Genomic DNA, 23,909 nt, shown 5'->3' on the forward strand with positions numbered 1-23,909 from the left:
ATGCGTTCGAAGATCCGGAGAGCCTGCCCGTGCGCCGCGTACACAGCCCGCGGAACCGTTGTCAGTGGGGCCGTTTACTGTTTCGGTCAACTGATCACGCGCGACAAGGGGAGGCAGCGTGCGGCGCTGGGAGTACGTCGACGGAGGCTCGGCCAAGTTCTGGGAGGCCGGGGCGGAGGGCACCTCGGTGACCGTCCGCTTCGGGCGCACCGGGACGGCCGGCCAGACCCGGGTCAAGGAGTTCGGCTCCGCCGCTGACGCCCAGTCGTACCTGGTCAAGTCGATAGCGGAGAAGGAGCGGAAGGGGTACGCGGAGAGCGGCGCGGCCGAGGGCGCCGGTGCTCCGGAGGCCGCTGCACCCGTCACCGCGGAGGTGGCGGACGCCCCGGCCGTCCCCGTCGACGAGGACGCGTTCACGCTGCCCGCGGCGTGGAAGCGGAATCTGCTGCCGCGGCGCGGAGGGGTGGCCCGGACGGTGCCCCCCGTCGAACCGGCCGCGCAGGAGCAGCTGGAACTGTGGCTCCAGGGCGGCGCCGTGAAGGTGGAGTCGGCGCTCGGGTCGCCGACGAGCGACCCCGAGCTCGTCGACGCGGCCCGCGCCCACCGGGCGGGCCGCCCGAGTGCACGCGGCGCCGCGGTCCTCGCCATGCTCCTGCACCGGCAGTCCGACTACTTCACGGTGACCGTCGACGCCTGGGTGGCGGCCTTCGGGCTGCCGTTCGCGGCCTGCGCCGCCGTCGAGCTGCTGGAGACCACCCTCACGTGGGACAGCAACCGGATCGACGGGGTCCGGGCACGTCTCGAGGACGAGCCCAACGGCGGCGGCCGGCACTCGGCCCAATTGGCCTGCGAGCGCGTCAGGGCCCTGTTGTCCGTGGCCGACGAGGAGACGTACCGGTCCGCCGTCGCCGCCCTGGCCGGCCACCGGCAGAGCACCCGCCGACGGGTCAGCGTGTCCTTCCTGGTCCCCTCGGAGCAGGAGTGGGTGGAGGAGTGCTGCGCTGATCCGGCGGCGCGCAGGCATTCCGAGGTCACGGTGCGGACGATGTTGCTGTGCTCCCTCGGATCCCCCGGGCAGGTCGCCCTGCTCGGGGACCGGGTGGACCTGGGCTGGCGCGGCTGGAGCCCCGCCGTCGTGTCGACCCTCGGCGAGGGCGTCGGCGTGGAGATGGCCCCGCTGCTCGCGGCCGAGCTGAACCGGGGGTACATCGACACCGACGGCACCAAGGCCATGGCGGCGGCCCTGGGCGAACTGCCCTCCGACAGCGCGTTCGGCTTCCTCATGGACCGGATCGACGACAAGCACGTGCGGGCCTGCGTGATCGCGGCGGCGCGCCGGTTCCCGCGGCGGGCGTTGCGCATGCTGGCGCAGGCATCGCTCGGTACGGGAAAGGCGGCCACGCTGGCCGGAGCGCTGCTGCCCGGGCACGTGACCGCCCACCGGGAGCTCGCGCTCGCCGCGCTGCCGACCCTGCCCGAGGAGGTCGCCTCGGTCGTCGCACCCCTCGTGAACCGGGCGGACCGGGAGCCGGACGCCCCGGCGGAGGCACTGCCGCCGCTGCTGACCAGCCCTCCGTGGACGCGCAAGCGGACGGTGGTCAAGCCGCGCGTGGTCAGCGGGCTGGTGGCACCGGCCGGGGCGAGCATCGCCTGGCGGACGGGCGAGCAGGAGGTGTGGGCCGCCACGGAGTCCTGGGTGACCGGCTGGTACCCGTACCACCAGCCGCTGGAGCAGTACGTCGAGGAGCTGCGGAACGGCACGCGGCAGCGCGTGTGGGACACACTGGGGGTGTTCGTCAAGGGGCCCGTGGAGATGGTGCGTCCGCTGCTCGCCGACTGGCACGGCACCGGGTCCTCCTACGCCGGGCTGAGTTCCTTCAAGCCGCTGGTCGCCCGCCACGAACTGGCCGCGCTCCATGTGGCCGTGAACATGGCGACCCGCAATCCGACGGTCATGGGGCCGCTGCTCCTGCCCTTCCTCGACCTGCGCGTGGCCCGCCTGATGGCCGAGTGGCTGGTCCGGCTCAAGGTCGCGGGTGACACGGCGCGTACCTGGTTCCTCCGGCACGGCGGCGACGCGGCCCGGCTGCTCGTCCCCGACGCGCTGGGTGCGCCGGGTGCGGAGCGGACCGCGGCCGAGCGGGCGCTGTTGGTGATCGTGACGGCGCACGGCGCCGATCCCGTGCGGGAGGTGGTGGCGGAGTTCGGCCCCGAGGCCACCGAGGCCCTGGAGCCCCTGCTGGGTTCCGATCCGCTGGCGACTGCGCTGCCCGCCCGGATGCCCAAGCCCGTCGACTGGGCCGATCCGCAGGCCCTGCCGCAGATCCGGCTGAAGTCGGGCGGAGCACTGCCCGCGTCAGCGGCCGGGCACGTCCTGACCATGCTGGCGGTGTCCTCACCGCGTGCGAAGTTCCCCGGGCTGGAGCAAGTACGCGAGCTGTGCACGCCGGAGTCCCTGGCCGCCTTCGTGTGGGCGCTGTTCGGGCAGTGGCGGCTCGCCGGGATGCCGCCCAAGGAAGCGTGGGCTCTGCACGCCCTGGGCTGGTTCGGTGACGACGGGACGGTGCGTGCGCTCACCCCGGTGATCCGGGCATGGCCCGGGGAGGGCGCGCACCACCGGGCCGTCGACGGTCTCGAGGTCCTCGCGTCGATCGGCACCGATGTCGCACTGCTGCACCTGCACGGGATCGGGCAGCGGGTCAAGTTCAAGGCGCTGAAGGTCCGGGCGCAGGAGAAGATCTCCGAGGTGGCGGCCGAGCTGGGGCTGACCGGCGAGCAGCTGTCCGACCGTCTGGTGCCGGACCTCGGTCTCGAGCCGGACGGCAGCACGCGCGTCGACTACGGCACGCGCCGGTTCACGGTCGGTTTCGACGAACAGCTGAAGCCCTACGTGCTGGACGAGGAGGGCCGGCGCCTGAAGGACCTGCCGAGGCCCGGCGCCCGGGACGAGGCGGAGCTCGCCACCGCCGAGCGCAAGCGGTTCATGGCGCTGAAGAAGGACGTGCGGACGATCGCCTCGGACCAGATCCGGCGGCTGGAGGCCGCGATGGTGGACGGGCGTTCGTGGACGGGCGCCGAGTTCCGTCAGCTGTTCGTGGAGCACCCGCTGGTGTGGCACCTGGTGCGGCGGCTGGTCTGGCGGGCCGAGGCGGAGGGCGAGGTGACCGCGTTCCGGGTGGCCGAGGACCGCACGTACGCCGATGTCGAGGACGAGGCGGTGAAGTTCGCGGACGACGCGAGCATCACCCTGGCGCACCCGCTGCACCTGGACGGCGTGCTGGACGAGTGGTCCGAGCTGTTCGCGGACTACGAGATCGTGCAGCCGTTCCCGCAGCTCGGGCGGCCCGTGATGGCCGTGACCGAGGAGGAGGCCGGCGGTGCGCGGCTGACCCGCTTCGAGGGCGTCACCGTGCCGGTCGGCAAGCTGCTCGGGCTGCAGAAGCGCGGCTGGGAGCGCGGCGAGCCGCAGGACGCGGGGGTGGAGCGGTGGTTCTCCCGCCGGCTGGGCCCCGACTGCTACCTGGTGATCGGGCTGGACATGGGCATCGCGGTCGGGATGGTCGACGAGTTCCCGGACCAGAAGCTGGAGACCATCTGGCTGGACCGGCAGCCCGGCGACCACTGGCGGTCGCGTTCGTATCCGCTGAAGTTCGGCGACCTCTCGCCGGTCCTCGTCTCCGAGGTGCTCGCCGACCTGACGGAGCTGACGTCATGACGGCCACGACGACCACGGCTGCCGAGCAGTTGCAGCGGCCGCCCGCCGAGGTGCGCCACGCCGGGGAGCTGGCCGCCCTGCGGGCCTCCGACACCGATCACCGGCCGCCGGGCTGGCAGTTGAGCCTGCGGGCGGCCCGCCGTTTCATCGTCGGGGACGAGGAGGCGGGCATCGGCCGCAAGTTCGTCGGCGACACGGCGCTGGTCGAGCGGGCCCTGGTGGCGCTGGCGACCAACCGCGGCCTGATGCTGGTGGGTGAGCCGGGCACGGCCAAGTCGCTGCTGTCGGAGCTGATCGCGGCGGCCGTCAGCGGCGATTCCACGCTGATCGTGCAGGGAGGCGCGGCGACGACCGAGGACCAGATCAAGTACTCCTGGAACTACGCCCTGCTCGTCTCCGAGGGCCCCTCGCAGCGCTCGCTGGTGCCCGCGCCGATGCTCAGCGGGATGCGGGAGGGCCGGCTCGTGCGGTTCGAGGAGATCACCCGCTGCCCGCTGGAGGTGCAGGACTCGCTGCTCTCGCTCCTGTCGGAACGGGTCGTGGCCATCCCGGAGCTGGAGGGGCCGGACGGGATGGTCTTCGCCCGCCAGGGCTTCAACGTGATCGCGACGGCGAACACCCGGGACCGCGGGGTCAATGAGATGAGTGCCGCGCTCAAGCGGCGGTTCAACTACGAGACGGTGTTCCCCATCGCCGATCCGGACACCGAGATCGCCCTGGTCGAGGCCGAGGCGAAGGCCCTGCTGGCCCGTTCGGGCGTGGCCGTGGCACCGGACCCGGACATCCTGGAGGTGCTCGTCACCACCTTCCGCGAGCTGCGCTCGGGCATCGGCGGCGACGGCGCGGCCGCCGACCGGCTCTCGTCGGTCATGAGCACCGCGGAGGCCGTCTCGGTCGCCCACGCCGTGGGCGTGCGGGGCTGGTTCCTGCGCGGCGAGCCCGGCAACGCGGCGGACCTGGTCACCTGCCTGGCCGGTACGGCCGCGAAGGACAGCCCGGAGGACCTGGCCCGGCTGCGCCGCTACCTCGAACAGCGGGTGGCCCGGCGCGGCGGGGCGCAGTGGAAGGCCCTGCACGCCGCCCGCCACCTGCTGGCGGGCTGACGGTCCGATGAGCATCACCTTCCTCGGCGTGCGCCACCACTCCCCCGCGTGCGCCCGGCTGGTCTCCCGCACGATCGGAGAGCTGCGGCCCGCGCACGTGCTGATCGAGGGGCCGGCCGACCTCAACGGGCGGCTGGACGAACTGCTGTTGGGCCACGAGCTGCCGATCGCGGTGTTCAGCCACTACCGCGACGAGGAGCGCACCGCGACGTCGTGGACGCCGCTGTGCGACTACTCGCCCGAGTGGATCGCGCTCACGGAGGGCCGGGCCGCGGGGGCGGAGGTGCGCTTCATCGACCTGCCCGCCTGGCATCCGGCGTTCGCGGGGCGCACCAACCGGTACGCGGACGCGGAGGCGCGCTACGCCGAGGCGACGGCGCGGCTGTGCCGGCGGTTCCAGGTCGACTCGGTGGACGCCCTGTGGGACCGGATGTTCGAGTTCGAGCCCGACTCGGGCGCCGGTTCGCAGGAGGGCGGGCTCGCGGCCCGCCTGGAGGCGTACTTCGACCTCGTGCGCGGCGACGCGGTCGCGGACGAGGGGGACCGGGCGCGGGAGGAGTACATGGCGGCCTGGGTGCGGGCCGCCGTGGCCGCGAGCGGGGACGGCCCGGTCCTGGTCGTCACGGGCGGCTTCCACCGTCCTGCGCTGATGGCCCTGACGGGGGCGGCGGTGCGGGGCGGGCCGGGCGTAGCAGGGGGCTGTGGGCCCGGGGCCGACGGGCCTGGGGCTGACGGGCCCGGGGCCGACAAGCCCGGTTTCGAAGGGCCCGGTTTTGGTCGGCTCGGTTCTGACCGGCCGGAGGCGGAGAGGCCCGTCGGCGAGCCGTCCGGGGGTGGGTGGCCGGAGGTGCCCGGCCTGCCGGAGGGGGCTCTCGGCGGGAGCTTCCTCGTGCCGTACTCCTTCCGGCAGCTCGACGCCTTCGCCGGGTACCAGTCCGGGATGCCCTCGCCCGGGTACCACCAGCGGCTGTGGGAAGCGGGCCGACAGGCCGCGGGCGAGGACCTGGTGCGGGCCGTCGCCGGGCGGCTGCGCAAGCGCGGCCATCCGGTCTCGACGGCCGGGCTGATCGCCGCGCACGGCACCGCGCTGGGCCTGGCGGCGCTGCGCGGACACCGGGAGCCGACCCGGCTCGACCTCCTGGACGGCCTGGCCGGGGCGCTGATCACCGAGGCGCTCGACGAGCCGCTGCCGTGGACCCGGCGCGGTCCGCTGCGCCCCGGATCGCACCCGGTGGTCGTGGAGATGGTCGCCGCGTGTGCCGGAGACCGCGTCGGGCGGCTGCATCCCGGGACGCCGCTGCCTCCGCTCGTGCACGACGTCACGGCGCGGCTGGCCGCGCTCGGCCTGGCCCCGTGCGAGGGCCGCCCCGTCACCCTGCGCCTCACCGATCCCGCCGAGCTGACGCGCAGCCAGGTGCTGCACCGGCTGCGGGTGCTGGACGTGCCCGGCTTCGCCCGGGTCGCCGGCCCCGCGGACGGCACCGACCCGGTTTTCACCGAGCGCTGGGAGCCCCGTACTACGGCGGGCCGCGACGCCGCGCTGATCGAGGCGGGCGGCTTCGGCGCGACCCTCGAGGAGGCCGCGGCCGTGGCCCTCGAGGACCGGATGCGCGCGGCGGGCCCGGATCCCGCGGCGCTGGCCGGGGTCCTGTTCGACGCCGTGGTCTGCGGCGCAACACGGCTCTCCGCCCGCCTGGTGGCCGAGCTCGGCGCCGGGCTCGGCCGCGCGACGCAGCTCGGCCCCCTGGGCGAGGCGCTGCACACGGCCCTCGGGCTGTGGCGGCACGACCGGGTGTACGGCGTCGCCCGCGACCCGCTGCTCGCCTCCGCCGTCGACACCGCGGTCGGCCGCGCGCTGTGGCTGGCCGAGGGGGTCCAGGGCGCGGCCGGCAGCGCCGATCCGGGCCGGCTGCGCGCGCTGGGCGCCGTACGGGACGCCGTGCTGCACGCCGGGGAGCTGCTGTCGGTGTCGCAGGAGGCCGTGGCCGGGGTGTGCCTCAGGATCAGTGCCGATCCCGCGGCCCCCGCCGACCTGCGCGGCGCGGCCTTCGGGCTGCGCAGCGTGCTCGGGGACACCGGCGGCCGGGGCGCGGCCGACGCGGTCCGGGCGGCGGCGGCCGGCCCGGGGACCCTCGGGGACTGGCTGGCGGGCCTGTTCGCCCTCGCCCGCACGGAGCTGACCGCGGGCGGCGGTCCCGAGCCGCTGATCGGCGTGCTCGACGATCTGGTGCGCGCCATGTCCGAGGCGGATTTCCTGGCGGGGCTGCCCGCCCTGCGGCAGGCGTTCGCGTACTTCCCGCCCCGGGAGCGCGAGCGGATCGCCGCCCGGCTGATCGAACGGCGCGGGGTGCACGGCTCGGCGCGGGCGCTGCTGCGCGTCACCGCGGATCCGCTGGTGATCGCGCGCGCCCGGAAACTGGAGGATCAAGTGGAGCGCACTTTGGACCGCTACGGCCTGCGGGCGGCGCCGTGAGCGCCCCCGATCCCGGCCTGGAGCGGTGGCGGCTCATCCTGGGCGCCCCCGCCGAAGGGTGCACCGGCTCGCTCGGCGGCGAGGCCGCGGCCCGCGACGCCGCGCTGGACTGGCTCTACGGCCGCGACCCCGAGCAGGCCCGGCGCGGGGTCCGCGCCGGGGTGAACACGCGTGAAGGCGGCGACGGACCTTCGGCGGTGACCGCGGTCGACTGGCTCGACGACATCCACCGGCTCTTCCCGAAGGAGACGATCGAGCGGCTGGAGCGGGACGCCGTCGAGCTGTACGAGATCCACGAGATCGTCACCGACCCGGCCGTGCTGGAACGGGTGGAGCCCAACCCGACCCTGCTGCGCGCCGTGCTGCGGACGAAGCACCTGATGAACCCGGAGGTGCTGCGGCTGGCCCGGCGGATCGTGGAGACGGTGGTGCGCCGGCTCCTGGACCAGCTGAAGCCGGAGATCCGGCGCTCGTTCTCCGGGACGCGCTCGCGCCGCCCGAGTCTGCTCCCCTCGGCCCGCGACTTCGACTTCCGGGGCACCGTGCGCGCGAACCTGGCCCACTACCAGCCCGCCGAGCGGCGCATCCTGATCGAGCGGCCGCGTTTCCACTCGCGCACCCGCCCGCACCTGGAGCAGTGGCAGCTGATCCTGCTGGTGGACCAGTCCGGTTCGATGGTCGACTCGGTCATCCACTCGGCGGTCACGGCGGCGAGCCTGTGGGGGCTGCCGGGTCTGAGGACCCATCTGGTCGCCTTCGACACCAGCGTGGTGGACCTGACGGCCGATGTCACCGACCCGGTCGAGCTGCTCATGCGCGTGCAGCTCGGCGGGGGCACCGACATCGCCCGGGCCGTCGACTACGGGACGGGCCTGATCGACAACCCGAGGCGCGCCATCGTCGCGCTGATCACCGACTTCTACGAGGGCGGCGATCCGTACCGGCTGGTGCGGGGCGTCCGCGCGCTGGCCGAGCAGGGCACGACCGTCCTGGGCCTGGCCGCGCTCGACGAGGACGCGAACCCGGTGTTCCACCGCGAGCTCGCACAGCGGCTCGCCGACGCGGGCGCGCACGTCGGTGCGATGACGCCCGGGCAGCTCGCCGAGTTCGTCGCCGAAAGGCTGGGCCGATGACCCGTACGACACCCGTGGCGCGGCCGGACCTCCTCGCGCTGGACCTCGACACCCTCGCGGCGCTTTCCAACCGCGGGCTGGTCAAGCGTGCGGCGAAGGAACTCGGCTCGGGGGCCGGGGCGGTGCCCTCTGCCGGGGCCGACGGCACCCTGGCCGGGGTGTTCCCGGACGGCACGCGGGTGTCGCTGCCGCCGGGCGCGGGACTCGACCAGGGGGCCTGCACCTGCGGAGCACCCGGAGTCTGCCGGCACCTCCTCGGCCTGGTCCTCGCCTGGCAGCGCACGGAAGCCGAAGTCCCCGGCCCGGGCGGCGCCCGTCCTGGCGGCCCGGCCCCCGGCGTCTCCGATTCCGGCAGCCCGGCATCCGGCAGCTCCGGTCCCGGCGACCCGGACTCCGGCGTCTCCGGTCGTGACGGCCCGGCATCCGGCAGTGCCGGCCGGTGCGGCTCCGGGCGCGTGGGGGCCGTCTGGGAGCCGTGGTCGCCGGGCGACCTCGACGACGAGGCGCTGACCGCCGCCGTCGGGGCGCGCGCGGTGGCCACCGCGCGGCGCACCCTCGGCCGCGGCTACACGGCCCGGCTGCACCACCCCACCGCCGAGGAGCCCGCTGCCCGGGCCGAACTGCCCACCTGCACGGTGCGGTTCCCGGTGCCGGCCGCGGAGGGCATCGGGCACGCGGTCACGGACGCCGCGGCCACCCGCCGCGGGGAGGTGATCGCGCTCGCCGTATGGGCGTTCCGGGCGGCCACCGAGGCCGATCCGGCCGCTCCGCCCGACCGGGTCGACGTGGGCGGGGGCGGCGGCTGGGCGCGGCCCGGCGCGACGGAGCTGGGCTCGGCGGCCGCGCTCCTCGACGACCTGCTCCTGGACGGCGCGGCCCACGCGGGCCCGGTGCTGGCCACCGCGCTGCGCCGGGTGCGGGACGAGCTGTCCGCCCGGGCGCTGCACTGGCCCGCCGGCATCCTGACCGATCTGACCGGGCAGCTCGAGGACCACGCCGCCCGGGGTGCCCGCTACCGGGCCGAGGAGTACGCCGCTCTCATCGCGGAGTTCCACGCCCGGCTCCGCGCTGCCTCCCAGGAGGGCGTGCTCCCGGCGTCCCAGGTCCTCGGCTCCGGGGAGCGGGGCGACACGGCGCTGCGCCGGGTCCGCCTCACGGCCCTCGGCTGCCGGATCGGCGGGGGTCCCGGCGAGCGGACCGCGGAGGTGTTCCTCGGTCACGCCGGCGCCGGTACGGGGCTGGTGCTGCGCCGCAGGTGGGAGCTGGCTCCGGGGCAGGATCCGAGCGGACCCGAGCTGGCGGAGCGGCGGCTGGCCGGGTCCACCCTGGGAGCGGTGGCCCGCGCCAATCTGGTGAGCGAGAGCGCCTCCCGTACGCCCGGCCTGTCCGTCATCATCGGCGGCGGCCGGCTGGCTTCGACAAGCGTGACACCCGTCGGATCGGCCTGGTCCGAGCTGCCCGAGCCGCTGCTGCTGCGGGACTTCGCCGCCCACGCCCGGGCGCTGGACGGGCTGCCTCCGTACCTGGTCCGGCCGCGGACGGAGGCCGGCTCCGTGCACGTGGTCGAGGTCCACGGGGTCGGGAAGGTCGGCTACGACCCGGCCGAGCAGCGCCTGGAGGCGACGGTGCGCGATGTGCGGGGGGCCGTCGGGAGGGTGTCGGCGGTGCACAACCCGTACAGTCCCGGCGCGCTGGACGTGCTCGCCGAGTGCCTGCGCGGTATCCGGGGCGAGGTCAGCCATCTGAGCGCACTGGTCCGGGTGACGGGCGCCGGGCTGGTCTTCGACCCGGTCGCGGTGATGACGGCCGGGGGCGTGACCGTCCCCGACCTGGCCCCCGCCCCCGGCTCCCGCTTCGCCGCGAGCCCGGTGCCGCGCCCGCGGGACCCGCTCGCCGAGGCGATGGAGGGCGCCCTGTCCGCCCTGGCCTCGGCGGCGGTCCTGGGGCTGCGCGGCCTCGGTGAGCCGGCCCGCGCCGTCATCGGGGACTGCGCGGCCGCCCTGGCCCGGACGGGTCTGTCGGCCGCGGCCGGCCTCGTGCGGGCGTTCCTCGGCGTGCTGAGCGCGGAGGGCCCGGCCGCGGCGGCACGGCCGTGGGTGGACGCGCAGATCCACCTGCTGTGCGCCCTGGAACTTCATGCCCGGTCCGCATGAGGGCCCGCATGGCGCCCGTACGGCACCCGTATATTGGCGTCCGGTTCGCGATCTTGAAGGCGTATACGCCGTCGGACGGAAGGAGCGGCGCATGAGCCGAGGAGTACTGGTCACGGGAGCCTCGCGGGGCATCGGGCGCGCCGTCGCCGCCGCGTTCGCCCGGCAGGGCGACCGGGTGGCGGTGCACTGCTCCGCCCGGCAGTCCGATGCGGAGGAGACCCTGGCCGCTCTGGCGGGCGACGGACACGTGCTCGTCAGCGGTGACCTCGCCGATCCGGCGCGGGTCGAGGCCCTGGTCGGCGAGGCCGACGAGGCGCTGGGCGGGGTGGACGTCCTGGTGAACAACGCCGCGGTGATGGTCGCGCACCCGCTGCCCACCACCTCGTACGCGGACTGGCAGGAGGCCTGGGAGCGCACGGCGGCGGTGAACCTGTTCGGTGCGGCGAACCTCAGCTACTGCGCGGCGCGCCGCATGATCGACGCGGGCCGGCCGGGCCGCATCGTGAACGTCGGCTCCCGCGGCGCCTTCCGGGGCGAGCCCGACCACCCGGCGTACGGCGCCACGAAGGCGGCGCTGCACGCGCTCGGGCAGTCCTTGGCGGTGTCCCTCGCGCCCCACGGCATCGCGGTCGCCTCGGTGGCGCCGGGTTTCGTCGCCACGGAACGGGTCTCGGGCCGGCTCAGCGGCCCGGAGGGCGAAGGGATCCGCGCCCAGAGCCCCTTCGGGCGGGTGGCGGCCCCGGAGGAGATCGCCTCGGCCGTGCTCTACCTGGCCTCCCCCGAGGCCGTATGGAGCTCGGGCACGGTTCTCGACGTCAACGGGGCCTCGTACCTGCGCACATGAGACGGCCCCGCCGCACCGCCCGTCAGCCCCGGTACGCCTCCAGCAGGCGCAGCCAGATCTCGCTGATGGTCGGGAACGCCGGGACCGCGTGCCAGAGCCGGGCGATGGGGACCTCGCCCGCCACGGCGATCGTGGCGGCGTGGATCAGTTCCGCGGCGCCCGGGCCGACGAAGGTGACCCCGAGGAGCACCTCCCGGTCGAGGTCGACGACCATCCGGGCCCGGCCGCGGTAGCCGTCGCCGTACAGCCCGGCGCCGGAAACCTTGGACAGGTCGTAGTCGACGGCCCGCACCCGGTGCCCGGCCCGTTCGGCTTCCGCGAGGGTCAGGCCCACGGCTGCGGCCTCCGGGTCGGTGAACACCGCCTGCGGCAGGGCCCGGGTGTCGGCGGTGGCCGCGTGCGCGCCCCACGGGCCGGTGTCCAGCGGGGTGCCCGCCGCCCGGGCGGCGATCGCGGCGCCCGTGATCCGGGCCTGGTACTTGCCCTGGTGGGTGAGGAGTGCGCGGTGGTTGACGTCGCCGACGGCGTACAGCCAGTCGTGGCCGGGGACCCGGCAGCTGTCGTCGACCCCGATCCACTCCCCGGCGGGCAGGCCGATGGTGTCGAGCCCGATGTCATCGGTGCGCGGCGCCCGGCCGGTCGCCATGAGCAGCTCGTCGCCCCACAGGGTCTCGCCGCCCTCCAGCACCACGGTGACGGGGCCGGTGGAGCCGTCCCGTACGACCGCCTCGACGGTCACGCCGGTACGGACCTCCGCGCCGGCCTCGCGGAGCGCGTCGGCCACCATCTCGCCCGCGAAGGGCTCCATCCTCGGCAGCAGGCGCGGGCCCCTGACGAGCACGGTGACCTGCGATCCGAGTCCCTGCCAGGCGGTGGCCATCTCGGAGGCCACCACGGAGCCGCCCACGATGAGGAGGCGCCCGGGCACCCGCCGCGCGGAGGTCGCCTCGCGGCTGGTCCACGGGCCGGCCCCGGCGATGCCCGGCAGGTCGGGGATGACGGCGCGGGTGCCGGTGGCGACGACCACAGCGTGCCGGGCCGAGAGCACGTGGTGCACGCCCTCGGGGCTGGTGACGGCCACCTTGCGCACCCCGTAGAGCCTGCCGTGGCCCCGGTAGACGTGGGCCCCGATGGAGTCGAGCCAGTCGATCTGGCCCTCGTCCTTCCAGTTGCCCGTCCAGTAGTCGCGGTGCTCGAACACCGCCTCCGTGTCCAGCGGCCACGCGACGGAGCCCGCCAGCCCCGGCACCCGGCGTGCATCGGCCCGGGCCAGTACCGGGCGCAACAGTGCCTTGCTCGGCACGCAGGCCCAGTACGAGCACTCACCGCCGATGAGCTCGCTCTCCACCAGGGCCGTGCTCAGCCCGGCGGCCTGGGTCCGGTCGACGATGTTCTCGCCGGCCGGGCCCCCGCCGAGCACCACGACGTCGTACTCCACCGCTTCGGTCATACGGACCAGTGTCACCGGCGAGTGGCGGCCGCGGCGGGCAATCAGGCTTCCGGCGTGCCGTTCTGCTGCGAGGCGGCGATCTTGGCGCGCACCTCGTCCATGTCGAGCTGGCGGGCCTGCCCGATCAGGTCCGTCAGCGCCGCCTCCGGCAGCGCGCCCGGCTGCGCGAAGATGGCCACCTGGTCGCGGACGATCATCAGCGTCGGGATCGAGGTGATCTCGAAGGCGGCGGCCAGCTCCTGCTGCGCCTCGGTGTCCACCTTGGCGAAGACCAGGTCCGGGTTGGCTTCGGAGACCTTGTCGTAGACCGGGGCGAACTGCAGGCACGGCCGGCACCAGCCCGCCCAGAAGTCGATCAGCACGAACGGGTTCTCGCTGATCGTCTGGTCGAAGTTTTCTTTGGTGAGCTCGACTGTAGCCACGGTGTCCGGACCTTCCTGATCGATTGTTCTGCCCATGGAACCATCGACCGGCCCCGGGCATTCCGGCTAGAAGGGGTGGCCGGCCGGGGTGGTGCGGGCCGTGGTCCAGCGCAGTTCCGTGAAGGCGTCCAGATTCGCCTCGCCGCCGAAGCGCGCACCGGTTCCGGAAGCGCCCACCCCGCCGAAGGGCGCGACCGCCTCGTCGTTGACCGTCTGGTCGTTGACGTGGGCGATCCCGGTCGGGATCCGCTCGGCCAGGTCCAGCCCGCGCGCCGCGTCCCGGGTCACGATGCCGAGGGAGAGGCCGTAGGGGCCCGCGGAGGCCAGGGCCACCGCCTCCTCCTCCGTCGCGAAGGACCGTACGGGCGCGACCGGGCCGAAGACCTCCTCGGCGTAGGCGGGGGTGTCGTCGCCGACGCCCGCCAGCACGGTCGGCCGGTAGAAGAGGTCCGTGTGCGTACCGCCCGCGACGAGCTTGGCCCCGTATTCGGTGCTGGACTCCACGAGCGCGTGTACGCGCTCCACCTGCGTGCGGTCGATCAGCGGGCCCAGGTGCACCTGCTCGCGGTACGGGTCCCCGACGGCCAGCGCCTCGGCGCGCGCGGCGAGGCGCTCCACGTACTCGTCGTACAGGGAGGCGTGCACGAGGTGGCGCCCGGCCGTCATGCAGATCTGGCCCTGGTGGAAGAAGGAGCCCCAGGAGGCCTGGGCGACGGCGGCCTCGACATCGGCGTCACGGAGCACGACGAGGGCCGAGTTCCCGCCCAACTCCAGGTGCGCGCGCTTGAGGTGACGGCCCGCCAGCTCGCCGACAGTGCGGCCGGCGGCGGTGGATCCGGTGAAGGAGACCACCCTGACGCGCGGATCGGCTACGACCGCCGCGCCCGTCCCGGCGTCCCCGGGCAGCACGTGCAGCAGCCCGGCCGGGAGTCCGGCGGCGGCGAACACGGCGGCGAGGGCGAGGCCTCCGGACACCGCGGTACGCCGGTCCGGCTTGAGCAGCACCGCGTTGCCGAGCGCCAGCGCGGGTGCGACCGAGCGGATCGCCAGGATCAGCGGGGCGTTGAACGGGGCCACGACCCCGACCACCCCGGCCGGGACGCGGCGGGTGAAGGAGAGCCGCGGCGCCTCGCTGGGCAGCACCTGCCCGGTCGGGCGGGAGGCCAGCGCGGCGGCCTCGTAGCATTCCTGGGCGGCGACGTGCAGCTCGAAGGCGGCCTTGCCGGGTATCGACCCGGACTCCCGGACCAGCCAGGTGCCGAGCTCGTCGGCGTGGGCCGCGAACAGGTCGCCGGCCCGCCGGAGCACGGCCGCCCGCTCCAGGTGGGTGGCCCGCGCCCAGTCGCGCTGGGCGGCCTGCGCCCGTACGGCGGCCTCCGCGACGTCGGCGGGCGCGGCGAGGTCGAGGGTGGCGAGGGTGCGGCCGGTGGCTGGTTCGACGACCGGGGCGGCGCCGCCGGTGAGGGTGGGTCCGTCCTGCCAGAGCGTCGGGTCGAGGAGCGGCATGGCGCGGGGCCTCCGGTGGGGATGGTCGGGGGTGCGACGGGTACGCGGGGGGCGGCAGCACGCGCCATCGTGCCAGACCGGAGGCTCCACATCTGTTCAGTTATTGGGCAGTTGACATTCCGTGGTGACCGGAATTGATCGCCTGCCCGTTCTACTGCCGGGCTCAGCGCTCCAGGACGAGCGCGATGCCCTGCCCGACGCCGATGCACAGCGCCACCATGCCGGTCCCGGAGCCGGCCGCCGCCAGCTGGTGCGCGACCGAGCCGGCCAGCCGGGCCCCCGAGGCGCCGAGCGGATGACCGATGGCGATGGCGCCGCCCCGCGGGTTGACCACGGCCGGGTCGAGCTCGGGCCAGGCCGCCAGACAGCCCAACGCCTGTGCGGCGAAAGCCTCGTTGAGCTCGAACGCGGTGAGGTCGGCGAAGCCGCGCCCGGCCTTGCCGAGGGCGCGCTGGACGGCCTCCACCGGGCCCAGGCCGAAGAGCTGGGGTTCGATGCCGGTGACGGCGGAGGCGCTGATCCGGGCGAGCGGTTCGCGGCCCGTGGCGGCGAGTCCCGCCTCGTCGGTCAGCAGCAGCGCGGCGGCGCCGTCGTTGAGCGGGGAGGAGTTGGCGGCGGTGACCGTACCGGTGCCGTCAGTGCGGAAGGCGGGCTTCAGCCGGGCCAGCGCCTCGGGCGTGGAGCCCTCCCGGATGCACTCGTCGCGCAGCAGGTCCACGCCCGCGTACGGGACGACCTCGGCCTCGTACTGTCCGGCGGCCCACGCGGCCGCGGCCTTGCGGTGGCTCTCCAGGGCGAAGGCGTCCTGCGCCTCGCGGGTGATGCCGTGCTTCTCGGCGATGAGTTCGGCGCCCTCGCCGAGCGAGCCGGTCCACTCCTCGGGCATGCGCGGGTTGGTCATCCGCCAGCCGAGGGTGGTCGACCACATCTGCTGGTGCCCGGCGGGGAAGGCCCGCTCGGGCTTCTGCACCACCCAGGGCGCGCGGCTCATCGACTCCACGCCGCCCGCGATGGCGACGGAGGCGTCGCCGACGGCGATGGCGCGGGCGGCCTGGACCACGGCCTCCAGGCCCGATCCGCAGAGCCGGTTGACGGTGACCCCGGGGACGCTCACCGGGAGACCGGCGAGCAGCACCGCCATGCGGGCCACGTCCCGGTTGTCCTCGCCCGCGCCGTTCGCGTCGCCGAAGACGACGTCGTCGATCCGGGCCGGGTCGAGTTCGGGGGTACGGTCCACCAGCGCGCGGACCACGTGGGCCGCCAGGTCGTCCGGCCGGACTCCGGCGAGGGCCCCGCCGAACTTGCCGATCGGGGTGCGGACGGCGTCGACGACGTACACGTCGCGGACGGTGCGGATGCTCATGGGGTCTCTCCTGGGCGGATCCGTACGGCCGGCAGGGCCCCGGCGCCGGTGTGGGCACCGGAACACAACGCCGGCTGCACCCGGTGGGGCGCGCCCGAAGTCTCCGTCCGCACATCACCGCCTGTCAACGGCCGCCGGCCCGCACCCCGGCACGATTCCAGCCCCTCCGGTGTTCGAGGAGCGGGGTCCGGGGCAGAGCCCCGCGCATCAGGCCCGCACCGGACCGCCGGCCCGCACCACAGGGGCCGCCTCAGGCGCACCCGCACGGAACCGACCCTCAGGTCGACTCGCGCGGGACCGCCACCGCCGCCATCAGGTCCTCCCGCTCGGGCGGCCCCGGCAGCTCCGACGGCTCCCGCACCGCCCGGTCCACCAGGGATGCCAGATGCCCACCGGTCGGCATCTCGATCCGCACCGTGCTCAGCCGCGGCCGCAGCAGCCGCCCGAGGAGCAGGTCGTCGGCCCCGATGACGGCCACGTCCCCGGGGACGCTCAGCCCCTCGTCCTGGAAGGCCCGCATCAGCAGCATCGCGTACTCGTCGTTGTACGCGAACACCCCGTCGAGCCCGAGCTCCCGCCACCGCGCCGCGAGCGCGCCGGCCGACTCCTCGGAGTACGCCATCGGGAGCACCTCGACCTCCGCGCCCGCCACCGAACGGGCACCCGCCAGCCGGGGCCCGGAGAACAGCTCCAGCCCCTCCTCCTGCGGAACGATCACGCCGATCCGCCGCAGGCCGCGCTCGACGAGGTGGGCCGCGGCCCGGGCCCCGACGTCCTCCTGGTTCATGACGAGGGCGTGCGCCCCCGGCACCCGGTCCGGGCCCATCGTGATGACCGCACGCGCCCCGGCCCGCTTGAGGGTGGCGACCCCGCGGGCGGTGAGCGTCGTCTCGCCGAGCGAGATCACCGCGACCGGGCGCAGCTCCGCCCACGCACGGGCGGCCTCGTCGCCGCCGAGGCCGAGGCTCCCGTACTGGACCACGGTGTAGTCGAGGCGGCGCAGGGCCCGCTGGAGCTCGTTGAGGAACGCGCTGTACAGCGGCCCGATCGGAGCGTTCGGGGTGGGCAGCAGCACGATGCGGGTGCGTCCGGCCCGCAGGCTGCGGGCGGCGGCGTGCGGGACGTAGCCCAGTTCCTCGGCGGCCTCCCGGACCTTGCGGCGGGTCGGCTCGCTGATGCGCACGGCCTCGGCGTTGTTCAGGACGTACGAGACCGTCGCCCGCGACACTCCGGCGAGACGGGCCACGTCGGCGCTGGTCGGGACGGGAGGCGTCGGCGACGATTTCGGCGCACCCGGCGGCTTCGATGACTTCGATGACTCAGACATTGCCGTGGCATCTTTCCAGAGCTGTTGCGCCCAGGGGCTAGCGGATGGCCGGAAATGAATGGTACACAGTGGTTACACGAGTCACTGACACGTGTAACCACAGCGTGGCATCTCACCTGACAGTGGTGTCCCGCCGTGTCACCGCGCCGCCGTCCTGCCGCCTTCCTTCGCACCCCGCCACGGCGGCAGGGCGGCGCGCGCACCCCTCCCCGCACACCCCTCGCACCCCCCACCGCACCCTTCCGCACCCTCACCCGCCCAGGAGGGCACCGTGGCCCTTTCCTCCCCCGGCTCCGGCACCACCAGCGCCGCCGGCTCCGACGCGTCCTCCGACGCCTCCGCCCCCTCCGACCGCACCGGACGCGGCCTGCTCCCCCTGCTGCTCGTCGGCAACACCGCCATGTACGCCCTGTACATCGGCGTGGCCGGCGTACTGCTCGCGCTCCAGGTCGAGGACATCGACCCGGCGAACAAGGTCTCGAACTTCGGCCTGATCGCAGGGGTGTCGGCAATCTTCGCCACGGTCTTCAACCCGGTCGCCGGCGCCCTCTCCGACCGCAGCGGACGGCGCAACCCCTGGATCCTCGGCGGCGGGCTGGCCGCGGTACCGGCCATGCTCCTGCTCGGCCTCGCGAACACGATCCTGCTGATCACGATCGCCTGGTGCCTCGGCCAGGCGGTCATGAACGTCTACCAGGCCGCCATCACCTCCGTGGTCCCCGACCGCGTGCCCATGTCGGCCCGGGGCAAGGCCTCCGCCGCCGTCGGCCTCGGCCTGCCCTTCGGTTCCACCCTCGGCGCCCTGGTCGGCGCGGCCTTCTCCGAGGACTACCGCACCGGGTACCTCGTCTTCGGCGCGGTGGTCGCGGGCGCCGCCGTCCTCTTCACCGCCTGCACCCGCGAACAGCGGCTGCCGGCCCGCGCCCCCATGCCCGTCAAGGAACAACTGGCCGCCTTCGCGGGCGCGTTGAAGGACCACGACTTCCGGTGGGCCTTCATCGGGCGGGCGCTGCTCGTCCTCGGGTACTTCGCGGTCACCGGCTACCAGCTGTACGTCGTCCAGGACCACACCGTGCTGCCGGACGGGATGAAGCCCGAGGCCGCGGTGGCCCTGCTGATGCCGCTGTCCAGTGTGGCGATGGTCGTCTCCACGGTCCTCGGCGGCTACCTGTCGGACAGGTTCGACCGCCGCAAGCTCTTCGTCGGGGCCTCCGCCCTCCTGTCGGCCGTCGCCCTCGTCATCCCGGCGGTGTCGAGCAGCTGGACCGCCATGCTGGCCTTCGCCGCCCTCAACGGGCTCGCGTTCGGCAGCTACATGGCCGTGGACACCGCGCTCGTGACGATGGTGCTCCCCAAGGCCGAGGACGCGGCCCGCGACATGGGCGTCCTCAACATCGCCAACGCCGGCCCGCAGATCATCGCCCCGTTCGTCGCCTCGGTGGTCGTCTCGGTCAGCGGCGGCTACACCGCCCTGTTCATCGTCGCGGCCGTGCTGGCGGTGGCGGGCGCCGCCGCGGTGAAGCCGATCCGCAGCGTGCGCTGACCTGCGGGCGTCCGACCCCGTACGCACCCCTTCACAGAGCCCGGCCGACACCGCACACAGCAGAGAAAGGCACCACCGTGCAGCTGCACACGCACACCTGGGGCGAGGGCGACCGCATCGCCCTCCTGATCCACGGCATCATGGCCGACCACCGGACCTGGCGCCGGGTGGGACCCGCGCTGGCCGACCGGGGCTACCGCGTCATCGCCGTGGACCAGCGGGGCCACGGGGCGAGCGGCCGCGGCGACTACACCCCGGAGCACTACGCAGACGACCTGGTCGAGAGCCTGCCGACGGGCGCGGAGCTCGCCATCGGCCACTCCTTGGGCGGGCTGACCCTGTCGCTCGCCGTGGACCGGCTGAAGCCGCGCCGCGCCGTGTTCTCCGATCCCGCATGGCACTTCGCCAGTCCGGGCGAGGGCTTCGGCCCGGAGCTGTTCGCGCAGTTCAAGTCCGCCACCAAGGAGCAGATCCAGGGGATGAACCCGCGCTGGGAGGAGGCGGACGTGGATGCCGAGCTGGCGACGCTGGCGGTGTGGGACGAAGGCACCGCGATGAGCCTGGCGCCGCTGCTCGGGGCCGAGTTGATGCCGGCGGCGCCGGTGGTCCCCTCGCTCGTACAGCTCGCCGATCCGAGCTTCCTGATCTCGCCGGAGCGGGCGGCCCTGCTCAGGAGCCGCGGGTTCGAGGTGCGTTCGGTCGCCGGGGCCGGACACACCATCCACCGCGACGACTTCGACGGCTTCATGGCCTCGCTGGAGGGCTGGATCTGACCCGGCTGCCGGCCGGTCCCGCTGGGGAGCCCGGGGGAAGCCCGATGAGGACCGAGGGGTCCGGCGTGCGCCGCGCGCCGACCCCCTCCACACTGGCAGGGTGAAACGCACGCGTACGGTGCTGCTGTGCATCGCCGGCCTGCTGGGCGCAGCCCTTCCGGCCGCGACCGTCGCGGGCCCGGCATCGGGTCCGGCATCGGCCGCGGCGGCCCCGGAAGCCTGCATCACCTCGCCCGGCCCCGCACGGGGAGACGCGGCCGAGGTCCTTTCGATCGCGCAGAAGGCGAAGCAGGAGTTCGGGCTGAACTCGGTCGTCCTGCGGGTCTCCTCCGGCGGCGAGGACGTGCTCACCACGGCTCTCGGGGAATCGATGACCGGCGTCCCGGCCGCGCCGTCGATGCACTTCCGCACCGGCTCGGTGGGCATCGTCTACATGGGCATCGCCCTGCTCCGCCTCGTCGAGCAGGGCAAGGCCTCGCTCGACGATCCTGTGTCCCGCTGGCTGCCGGACCTGCCGCACGGGAACGAGATCACCCTGCGGATGCTCGGCAGCTCCACGTCCGGCCTGCACGACTACGTCACGGACCCGGCCTTCCTCGCCGAGCTCGAGTCCCACCCGTTCCGGCACTGGACGACGGAGCAGATCACCAGCTACGCGACGACCAAGCCGCTCCTGTACGAGCCGGGGACCAACTGGAGCTACTCGCACGCCAATTTCGCGCTCCTCGGCACTGCGCTGGAGAAGATCAGCGGCGTCGGGCTGCAGCAGCTGCTCACCGAGCAGATCATGAACCCGCTCGGGCTGAGCCAGACCAGCAACCAGTACACGCCGCGGATCCCGGAGCCCGCCCTGCACGCCTTCACCTCGGAGCGGGGCAAGTACGAGGAGTCCACGTTCTGGAACCCTTCGTGGACCACCGCCCCCGGTGCGGTCCTCGTCCAGAACATCTGTGATCTCGACCGGTCCGCGCGCGGCGTCGGCACCGGGGAGCTCCTGTCCGCGCAGTCCTTCAAGACACAGCTGAATCCGGGCACGATCGGCCTCGGCCACCCGACGGCCACGTGTCCGGCCACGGTCTGCCAGCTGACGAACACGGAGGCCCACCACTTCGGCCTCGGTGTGATCGTGCTCAACGGCTGGACCCTGACCAACCCTTCGTTCTCGGGCTATGCGGCGGTATCGGCCTACCTTCCGGCGGAGAAGCTCGCGATCTCGGTGACCGTGACGCAGGGCCCCAAGAGTCCCGCGGGCAATTCGGCCCAGCCGATCGCCGAGCGCATCTCGGACGCCCTCGCCCCCGGGCACTCGCTAAAGATGCGCTGAGCAGGAGCCGGGCCCCCGATTCAACAGACTGTCGAGAGCACCCTCGCCTGATGTAAGTTCCCTCTGAGAACTGGCATCGGGGAGGGGCACCATGTACGAGGCCGAGCAGACGTGGACGGCTGTGGACGCGTACTTCGACGGACTGCTGGTCGAGGAGGACGAGGCCCTGGCAGCCGCCAACACCGACGCCGACGCCGCCGGGCTGCCGGCGCACCAGGTGGCCCCGAACCAGGGGAAGCTGCTGCACCTGCTGGCCCGGATCAGGGGCGCTCGTACCATCCTGGAGATCGGCACGCTGGGCGGTTACAGCACCATCTGGCTCGCCCGGGCGCTGCCCGAGGGCGGACGGCTCGTGACGCTCGAAGTGGACGAACGGTGCGCGGACATCGCCGCCGCCAACGTCGCCCGCGCCGGACTGACCCACGTGGTCGACATCCGGCGGGGCCGGGCCGTCGACCTCCTCCCGCAGCTCACGGACGCGGAGCCGTTCGACCTGGTGTTCATCGACGCCGACAAGCCGTCCAATCCCGAGTACCTCGCGTGGGCCCTCAAGCTGACGCGCCCGGGCAGCGTCATCATCGGCGACAACGTCGTGCGCGACGGCGCCGTCGTCGACCCGGCCAGCCCCGACCCCCGGGTCCAGGGCGTCCGCCGGTTCACCGAGCTCATCGCCGAACACCCCCGGCTGACCGCCACCGCCCTGCAGACGGTGGGCTGCAAGGGCTACGACGGTTTCGTCATGGCCCTCGTCACGGAGTGACCGACCGTCCGGTGCCGCTCCGGTGCTACCTTCCCCTCCATGTCCAAGGCTGAAATAGACGCGCTGACCGCCGAGTTCTTCGGCGCCTTCGACAACCGCGGGGGCAAGGCCGCCGATGTGGCCCGGATCCGGCGGCTGGTCATCCCCGGCTGCGTGATCGTGAGCACCGGCCCGGGGTTCACCGCCTACACCGTCGACGAGTTCATCGAGCCCCGTGAGCGGCTGCTGACCGACGGCCGGCTGACCGAGTTCACCGAGTGGGAGACCTCCGAGCGGACCGACATCGCGGGTGACATCGCCTCTCGGTTCGGCGAGTACCGCAAGTCCGGGATCCTGGACGGCGAGCCGTTCGAGGGCGGCGGGACCAAGGCCATCCAGTTCGTCCGCACCCCGGACGGCTGGCGGATCTCGGCGTTCTCCTGGTACGACCCCGCGTAGAACGGGCCGCTGCCCGGGGCAAGACGGGACGGGGCGGCTCATGAAGCACCTGCAGAAGATCATGCGAGTGCCGCCGACACTCGGCTACCGCATGCTCCGCCACGCGTGAACACAGTAATCTCGCCCGAATGACGGCACTTTCGCATCACAACAACAGCTACGCCGAGCAGCCCGGCCGTGACGGGGCCGACGCCACCGTCGAGGCCGACCCGCGCGCCATCGGGCCGGTGCGGACCGAGTACGCGCCCGACCACGACGGGGACCCGGATCCGGGCGAGATCGTGTGGACCTGGGTTCCGTACGAGGAGAACGACGGGCGCGGCAAGGACCGGCCGGTGCTGGTCGTGGCCCGTGAGGCGGGCGGACGGACACTGCTGGCCGTGCAGCTGTCCAGCAAGCGGCACGACAGCGACCGCGAGTGGGTCCCGATCGGCACCGGGCCCTGGGACAGCGCGGGCCGGGAGTCCTGGGTGGACGTCGACCGGGTGCTGCGGGTGTCCGAGTCGGGGATGCGCCGCGAGGCCTGTGCGCTGGACCGGCGGCGCTTCCGGCTCGTCGTGGACCGGCTGCGCGAGCGCTACGGCTGGCAGTAGCCGGCCGGCGGGCGCGATCGGGGGACGGGGCGGCCCGGCCGCCGGGCCCGGCGGCCTCAGCCCCCGGTCGCCCCGGATCCTGCGGCCCCGCCGGCCCCCTCGTACCCCGCGCAGCCCTCGAACGCTCGCTCGAACGCCCTCCGCGGCGCCGGATCCCGGTCCAGCACCGCGAACACCACCCGGTCGAACGACCCCCTGAACCTCCCCGTCAGCAGCCCGGCGAAGGCCCGCGCCACCTCGTCCGGGTCGTTCCGGAAGACCCCGCAGCCCCAGGCCCCCAGCACCAGCCTCTGGTACCCCTCGTGCACCGCCACCTCCAGCACGAGCCGTGCCCTCCGGGCCAGCGCCTGCGGGATCTCCGCCGCCCGGTCGGGCTCCTGGCGGCGGATCGTGCCCGCATTGGGGGCCGGGGAGGTGAGGAAGCCGGCCAGGAAGGGGGTCTCCAGGAGTGCGCCGCGGTCGTCGCGGAAGACCGGCACTCCGGGCGAGTGAATCACCCGGTCGGTGTAGAACGTGCTGCGTTCCGCACGGTGCACCTCGTAGTACTCCGGAGCCTCCAGGAGGGTCTCGTACAGGGCCGAGGCGCGGCACAGCGCCTCCTCCTGGGCCTTGGCCCCGCGCACGTAGCCGCCCCCGGGATTCCGGGCCGAGGCGAAGTTCAGGACCGCCACCCGGGGCACCCCCGCGGGTGTCTCCAGACCGCCCGCCGCGAGCCTGCGGGCCGCGACCGTACTGCTCTCCCCCGTGACCTCGAAGGCCGTCGCCGCGCCTCCGCGGAGGATTTCCCCGTCTGGAATGACTCGCTTTGGTCCATATATTCTGGTTTTTGCCTTGGCTTTCCCCAGGGCGGCGGCCAGTTCCACGTGCCGCCCCGACCGCGTCCGGTAGCCGCCGGCCGCCAAGATCTCCGCGTTCTCCCGCGCGATCTCGCGCAATCTGCTGCTCACGCCGCCATCCTCCGCACCCTGCTGAACCGGCGGCAACGCATT

General features: G+C 74.1%; 18 protein-coding genes. 12 read left to right on the forward strand and 6 right to left on the reverse strand.

Annotation, left to right across the window (positions count from 1 at the left end; translation table 11 throughout):
• The first annotated feature begins 118 nt into the window (after positions 1–118).
• From ACIGFK_RS00295 to ACIGFK_RS00320, 6 genes are all read left to right on the forward strand, one after another.
• The gene (locus tag ACIGFK_RS00295; protein WP_400050037.1) at positions 119–3,715 is read left to right on the forward strand and encodes a DUF4132 domain-containing protein; all 3,597 of its coding nucleotides are present in this window, start codon (positions 119–121) and stop codon (positions 3,713–3,715) included.
• Positions 3,712–4,818, forward strand: a complete 1,107-nt coding sequence (locus ACIGFK_RS00300; RefSeq protein WP_386466608.1) for an AAA family ATPase — start codon at positions 3,712–3,714, stop codon at positions 4,816–4,818. The genes ACIGFK_RS00295 and ACIGFK_RS00300 overlap by 4 nt, the downstream gene beginning before the upstream one ends.
• Before the next feature lie 7 nt (positions 4,819–4,825).
• Positions 4,826–7,291, forward strand: a complete 2,466-nt coding sequence (locus ACIGFK_RS00305) for a DUF5682 family protein (RefSeq protein WP_400050038.1) — start codon at positions 4,826–4,828, stop codon at positions 7,289–7,291.
• Complete coding sequence (locus tag ACIGFK_RS00310) at positions 7,288–8,424, forward strand: VWA domain-containing protein (protein WP_400050039.1); 1,137 nt, start codon at positions 7,288–7,290, stop codon at positions 8,422–8,424. Before ACIGFK_RS00305 ends, ACIGFK_RS00310 begins: the two co-directional genes overlap by 4 nt.
• A complete protein-coding gene (locus tag ACIGFK_RS00315) occupies positions 8,421–10,577 on the forward strand; it encodes a hypothetical protein (RefSeq protein WP_400050040.1) in 2,157 nt (718 codons plus the stop codon). The genes ACIGFK_RS00310 and ACIGFK_RS00315 overlap by 4 nt, the downstream gene beginning before the upstream one ends.
• Positions 10,578–10,668: 91 nt before the next feature.
• Positions 10,669–11,421, forward strand: a complete 753-nt coding sequence (locus ACIGFK_RS00320; RefSeq protein ID WP_376655136.1) for an SDR family NAD(P)-dependent oxidoreductase — start codon at positions 10,669–10,671, stop codon at positions 11,419–11,421.
• A gap of 22 nt (positions 11,422–11,443) precedes the next feature.
• Here the strand turns inward: ACIGFK_RS00320 and ACIGFK_RS00325 are convergent, their stop codons facing one another.
• The 5 genes from ACIGFK_RS00325 to ACIGFK_RS00345 all read right to left on the reverse strand — a co-directional run bounded on the left by ACIGFK_RS00325 (position 11,444) and on the right by ACIGFK_RS00345 (position 17,489).
• Positions 11,444–12,871 carry a dihydrolipoyl dehydrogenase family protein gene (locus ACIGFK_RS00325; RefSeq protein ID WP_386466615.1) on the reverse strand — a complete coding sequence of 476 codons (1,428 nt, stop codon included), beginning with the start codon at positions 12,869–12,871 and terminating at the stop codon, positions 11,444–11,446.
• A gap of 41 nt (positions 12,872–12,912) precedes the next feature.
• Positions 12,913–13,329, reverse strand: a complete 417-nt coding sequence (locus ACIGFK_RS00330) for a thioredoxin family protein (RefSeq protein WP_376655134.1) — start codon at positions 13,327–13,329, stop codon at positions 12,913–12,915.
• 30 nt (positions 13,330–13,359) lie between these two features.
• Entirely contained in the window at positions 13,360–14,799 is a 1,440-nt protein-coding gene (locus tag ACIGFK_RS00335; protein ID WP_376655133.1) for an aldehyde dehydrogenase family protein, read from the reverse strand.
• 163 nt (positions 14,800–14,962) lie between these two features.
• Positions 14,963–16,162, reverse strand: a complete 1,200-nt coding sequence (locus ACIGFK_RS00340; RefSeq protein ID WP_400050041.1) for a thiolase family protein — start codon at positions 16,160–16,162, stop codon at positions 14,963–14,965.
• Between the two features lie 277 nt (positions 16,163–16,439).
• A complete protein-coding gene (locus ACIGFK_RS00345) occupies positions 16,440–17,489 on the reverse strand; it encodes a LacI family DNA-binding transcriptional regulator (protein ID WP_376655131.1) in 1,050 nt (349 codons plus the stop codon).
• 271 nt (positions 17,490–17,760) lie between these two features.
• Between ACIGFK_RS00345 and ACIGFK_RS00350 the strand changes: the two genes are divergently transcribed.
• The 6 genes from ACIGFK_RS00350 (at position 17,761) to ACIGFK_RS00375 (ending at position 22,920) form a co-directional block, all read left to right on the forward strand.
• The gene (locus ACIGFK_RS00350; protein ID WP_376655130.1) at positions 17,761–19,032 is read left to right on the forward strand and encodes an MFS transporter; all 1,272 of its coding nucleotides are present in this window, start codon (positions 17,761–17,763) and stop codon (positions 19,030–19,032) included.
• Positions 19,033–19,109: 77 nt separating this feature from the next.
• Entirely contained in the window at positions 19,110–19,805 is a 696-nt protein-coding gene (locus ACIGFK_RS00355) for an alpha/beta fold hydrolase (protein ID WP_400050042.1), read from the forward strand.
• A 100-nt stretch (positions 19,806–19,905) separates the two neighbouring features.
• Positions 19,906–21,129, forward strand: a complete 1,224-nt coding sequence (locus ACIGFK_RS00360) for a serine hydrolase domain-containing protein (protein WP_376655128.1) — start codon at positions 19,906–19,908, stop codon at positions 21,127–21,129.
• A 91-nt stretch (positions 21,130–21,220) separates the two neighbouring features.
• The gene (locus ACIGFK_RS00365) at positions 21,221–21,889 is read left to right on the forward strand and encodes an O-methyltransferase (RefSeq protein WP_376655127.1); all 669 of its coding nucleotides are present in this window, start codon (positions 21,221–21,223) and stop codon (positions 21,887–21,889) included.
• Between the two features lie 39 nt (positions 21,890–21,928).
• Positions 21,929–22,327, forward strand: a complete 399-nt coding sequence (locus ACIGFK_RS00370; protein WP_376655126.1) for a DUF4440 domain-containing protein — start codon at positions 21,929–21,931, stop codon at positions 22,325–22,327.
• Positions 22,328–22,455: 128 nt separating this feature from the next.
• Entirely contained in the window at positions 22,456–22,920 is a 465-nt protein-coding gene (locus tag ACIGFK_RS00375) for a type II toxin-antitoxin system PemK/MazF family toxin (protein WP_376655125.1), read from the forward strand.
• 56 nt (positions 22,921–22,976) lie between these two features.
• On the opposite strand, the gene ACIGFK_RS00380 is transcribed toward ACIGFK_RS00375, so the two are convergent.
• Positions 22,977–23,867, reverse strand: a complete 891-nt coding sequence (locus ACIGFK_RS00380; protein ID WP_376655124.1) for a TIGR02452 family protein — start codon at positions 23,865–23,867, stop codon at positions 22,977–22,979.
• Positions 23,868–23,909 lie beyond the last annotated feature (42 nt).

Origin of the sequence: Streptomyces sp. NPDC085524, assembly GCF_044541755.1 — a bacterium.
Classification (GTDB): Bacteria; Actinomycetota; Actinomycetes; order Streptomycetales; family Streptomycetaceae; genus Streptomyces.

Bases quoted from the DNA above. Each gene is read 5' to 3' on its own strand.
- ACIGFK_RS00365 (WP_376655127.1), top strand. From the start codon at position 21,221: ATGTACGAGGCCGAGCAGACGTGGACGGCTGTGGACGCGTACTTCGAC.
- ACIGFK_RS00370 (WP_376655126.1), top strand. From the start codon at position 21,929: ATGTCCAAGGCTGAAATAGACGCGCTGACCGCCGAGTTCTTCGGCGCC.
- ACIGFK_RS00320 (WP_376655136.1), top strand. From the start codon at position 10,669: ATGAGCCGAGGAGTACTGGTCACGGGAGCCTCGCGGGGCATCGGGCGC.
- ACIGFK_RS00330 (WP_376655134.1), bottom strand. From the start codon at position 13,329: ATGGGCAGAACAATCGATCAGGAAGGTCCGGACACCGTGGCTACAGTC.
- ACIGFK_RS00300 (WP_386466608.1), top strand. From the start codon at position 3,712: ATGACGGCCACGACGACCACGGCTGCCGAGCAGTTGCAGCGGCCGCCC.
- ACIGFK_RS00315 (WP_400050040.1), top strand. From the start codon at position 8,421: ATGACCCGTACGACACCCGTGGCGCGGCCGGACCTCCTCGCGCTGGAC.
- ACIGFK_RS00335 (WP_376655133.1), bottom strand. From the start codon at position 14,799: ATGCCGCTCCTCGACCCGACGCTCTGGCAGGACGGACCCACCCTCACC.
- ACIGFK_RS00325 (WP_386466615.1), bottom strand. From the start codon at position 12,871: ATGACCGAAGCGGTGGAGTACGACGTCGTGGTGCTCGGCGGGGGCCCG.
- ACIGFK_RS00345 (WP_376655131.1), bottom strand. From the start codon at position 17,489: ATGTCTGAGTCATCGAAGTCATCGAAGCCGCCGGGTGCGCCGAAATCG.
- ACIGFK_RS00340 (WP_400050041.1), bottom strand. From the start codon at position 16,162: ATGAGCATCCGCACCGTCCGCGACGTGTACGTCGTCGACGCCGTCCGC.
- ACIGFK_RS00305 (WP_400050038.1), top strand. From the start codon at position 4,826: ATGAGCATCACCTTCCTCGGCGTGCGCCACCACTCCCCCGCGTGCGCC.
- ACIGFK_RS00375 (WP_376655125.1), top strand. From the start codon at position 22,456: ATGACGGCACTTTCGCATCACAACAACAGCTACGCCGAGCAGCCCGGC.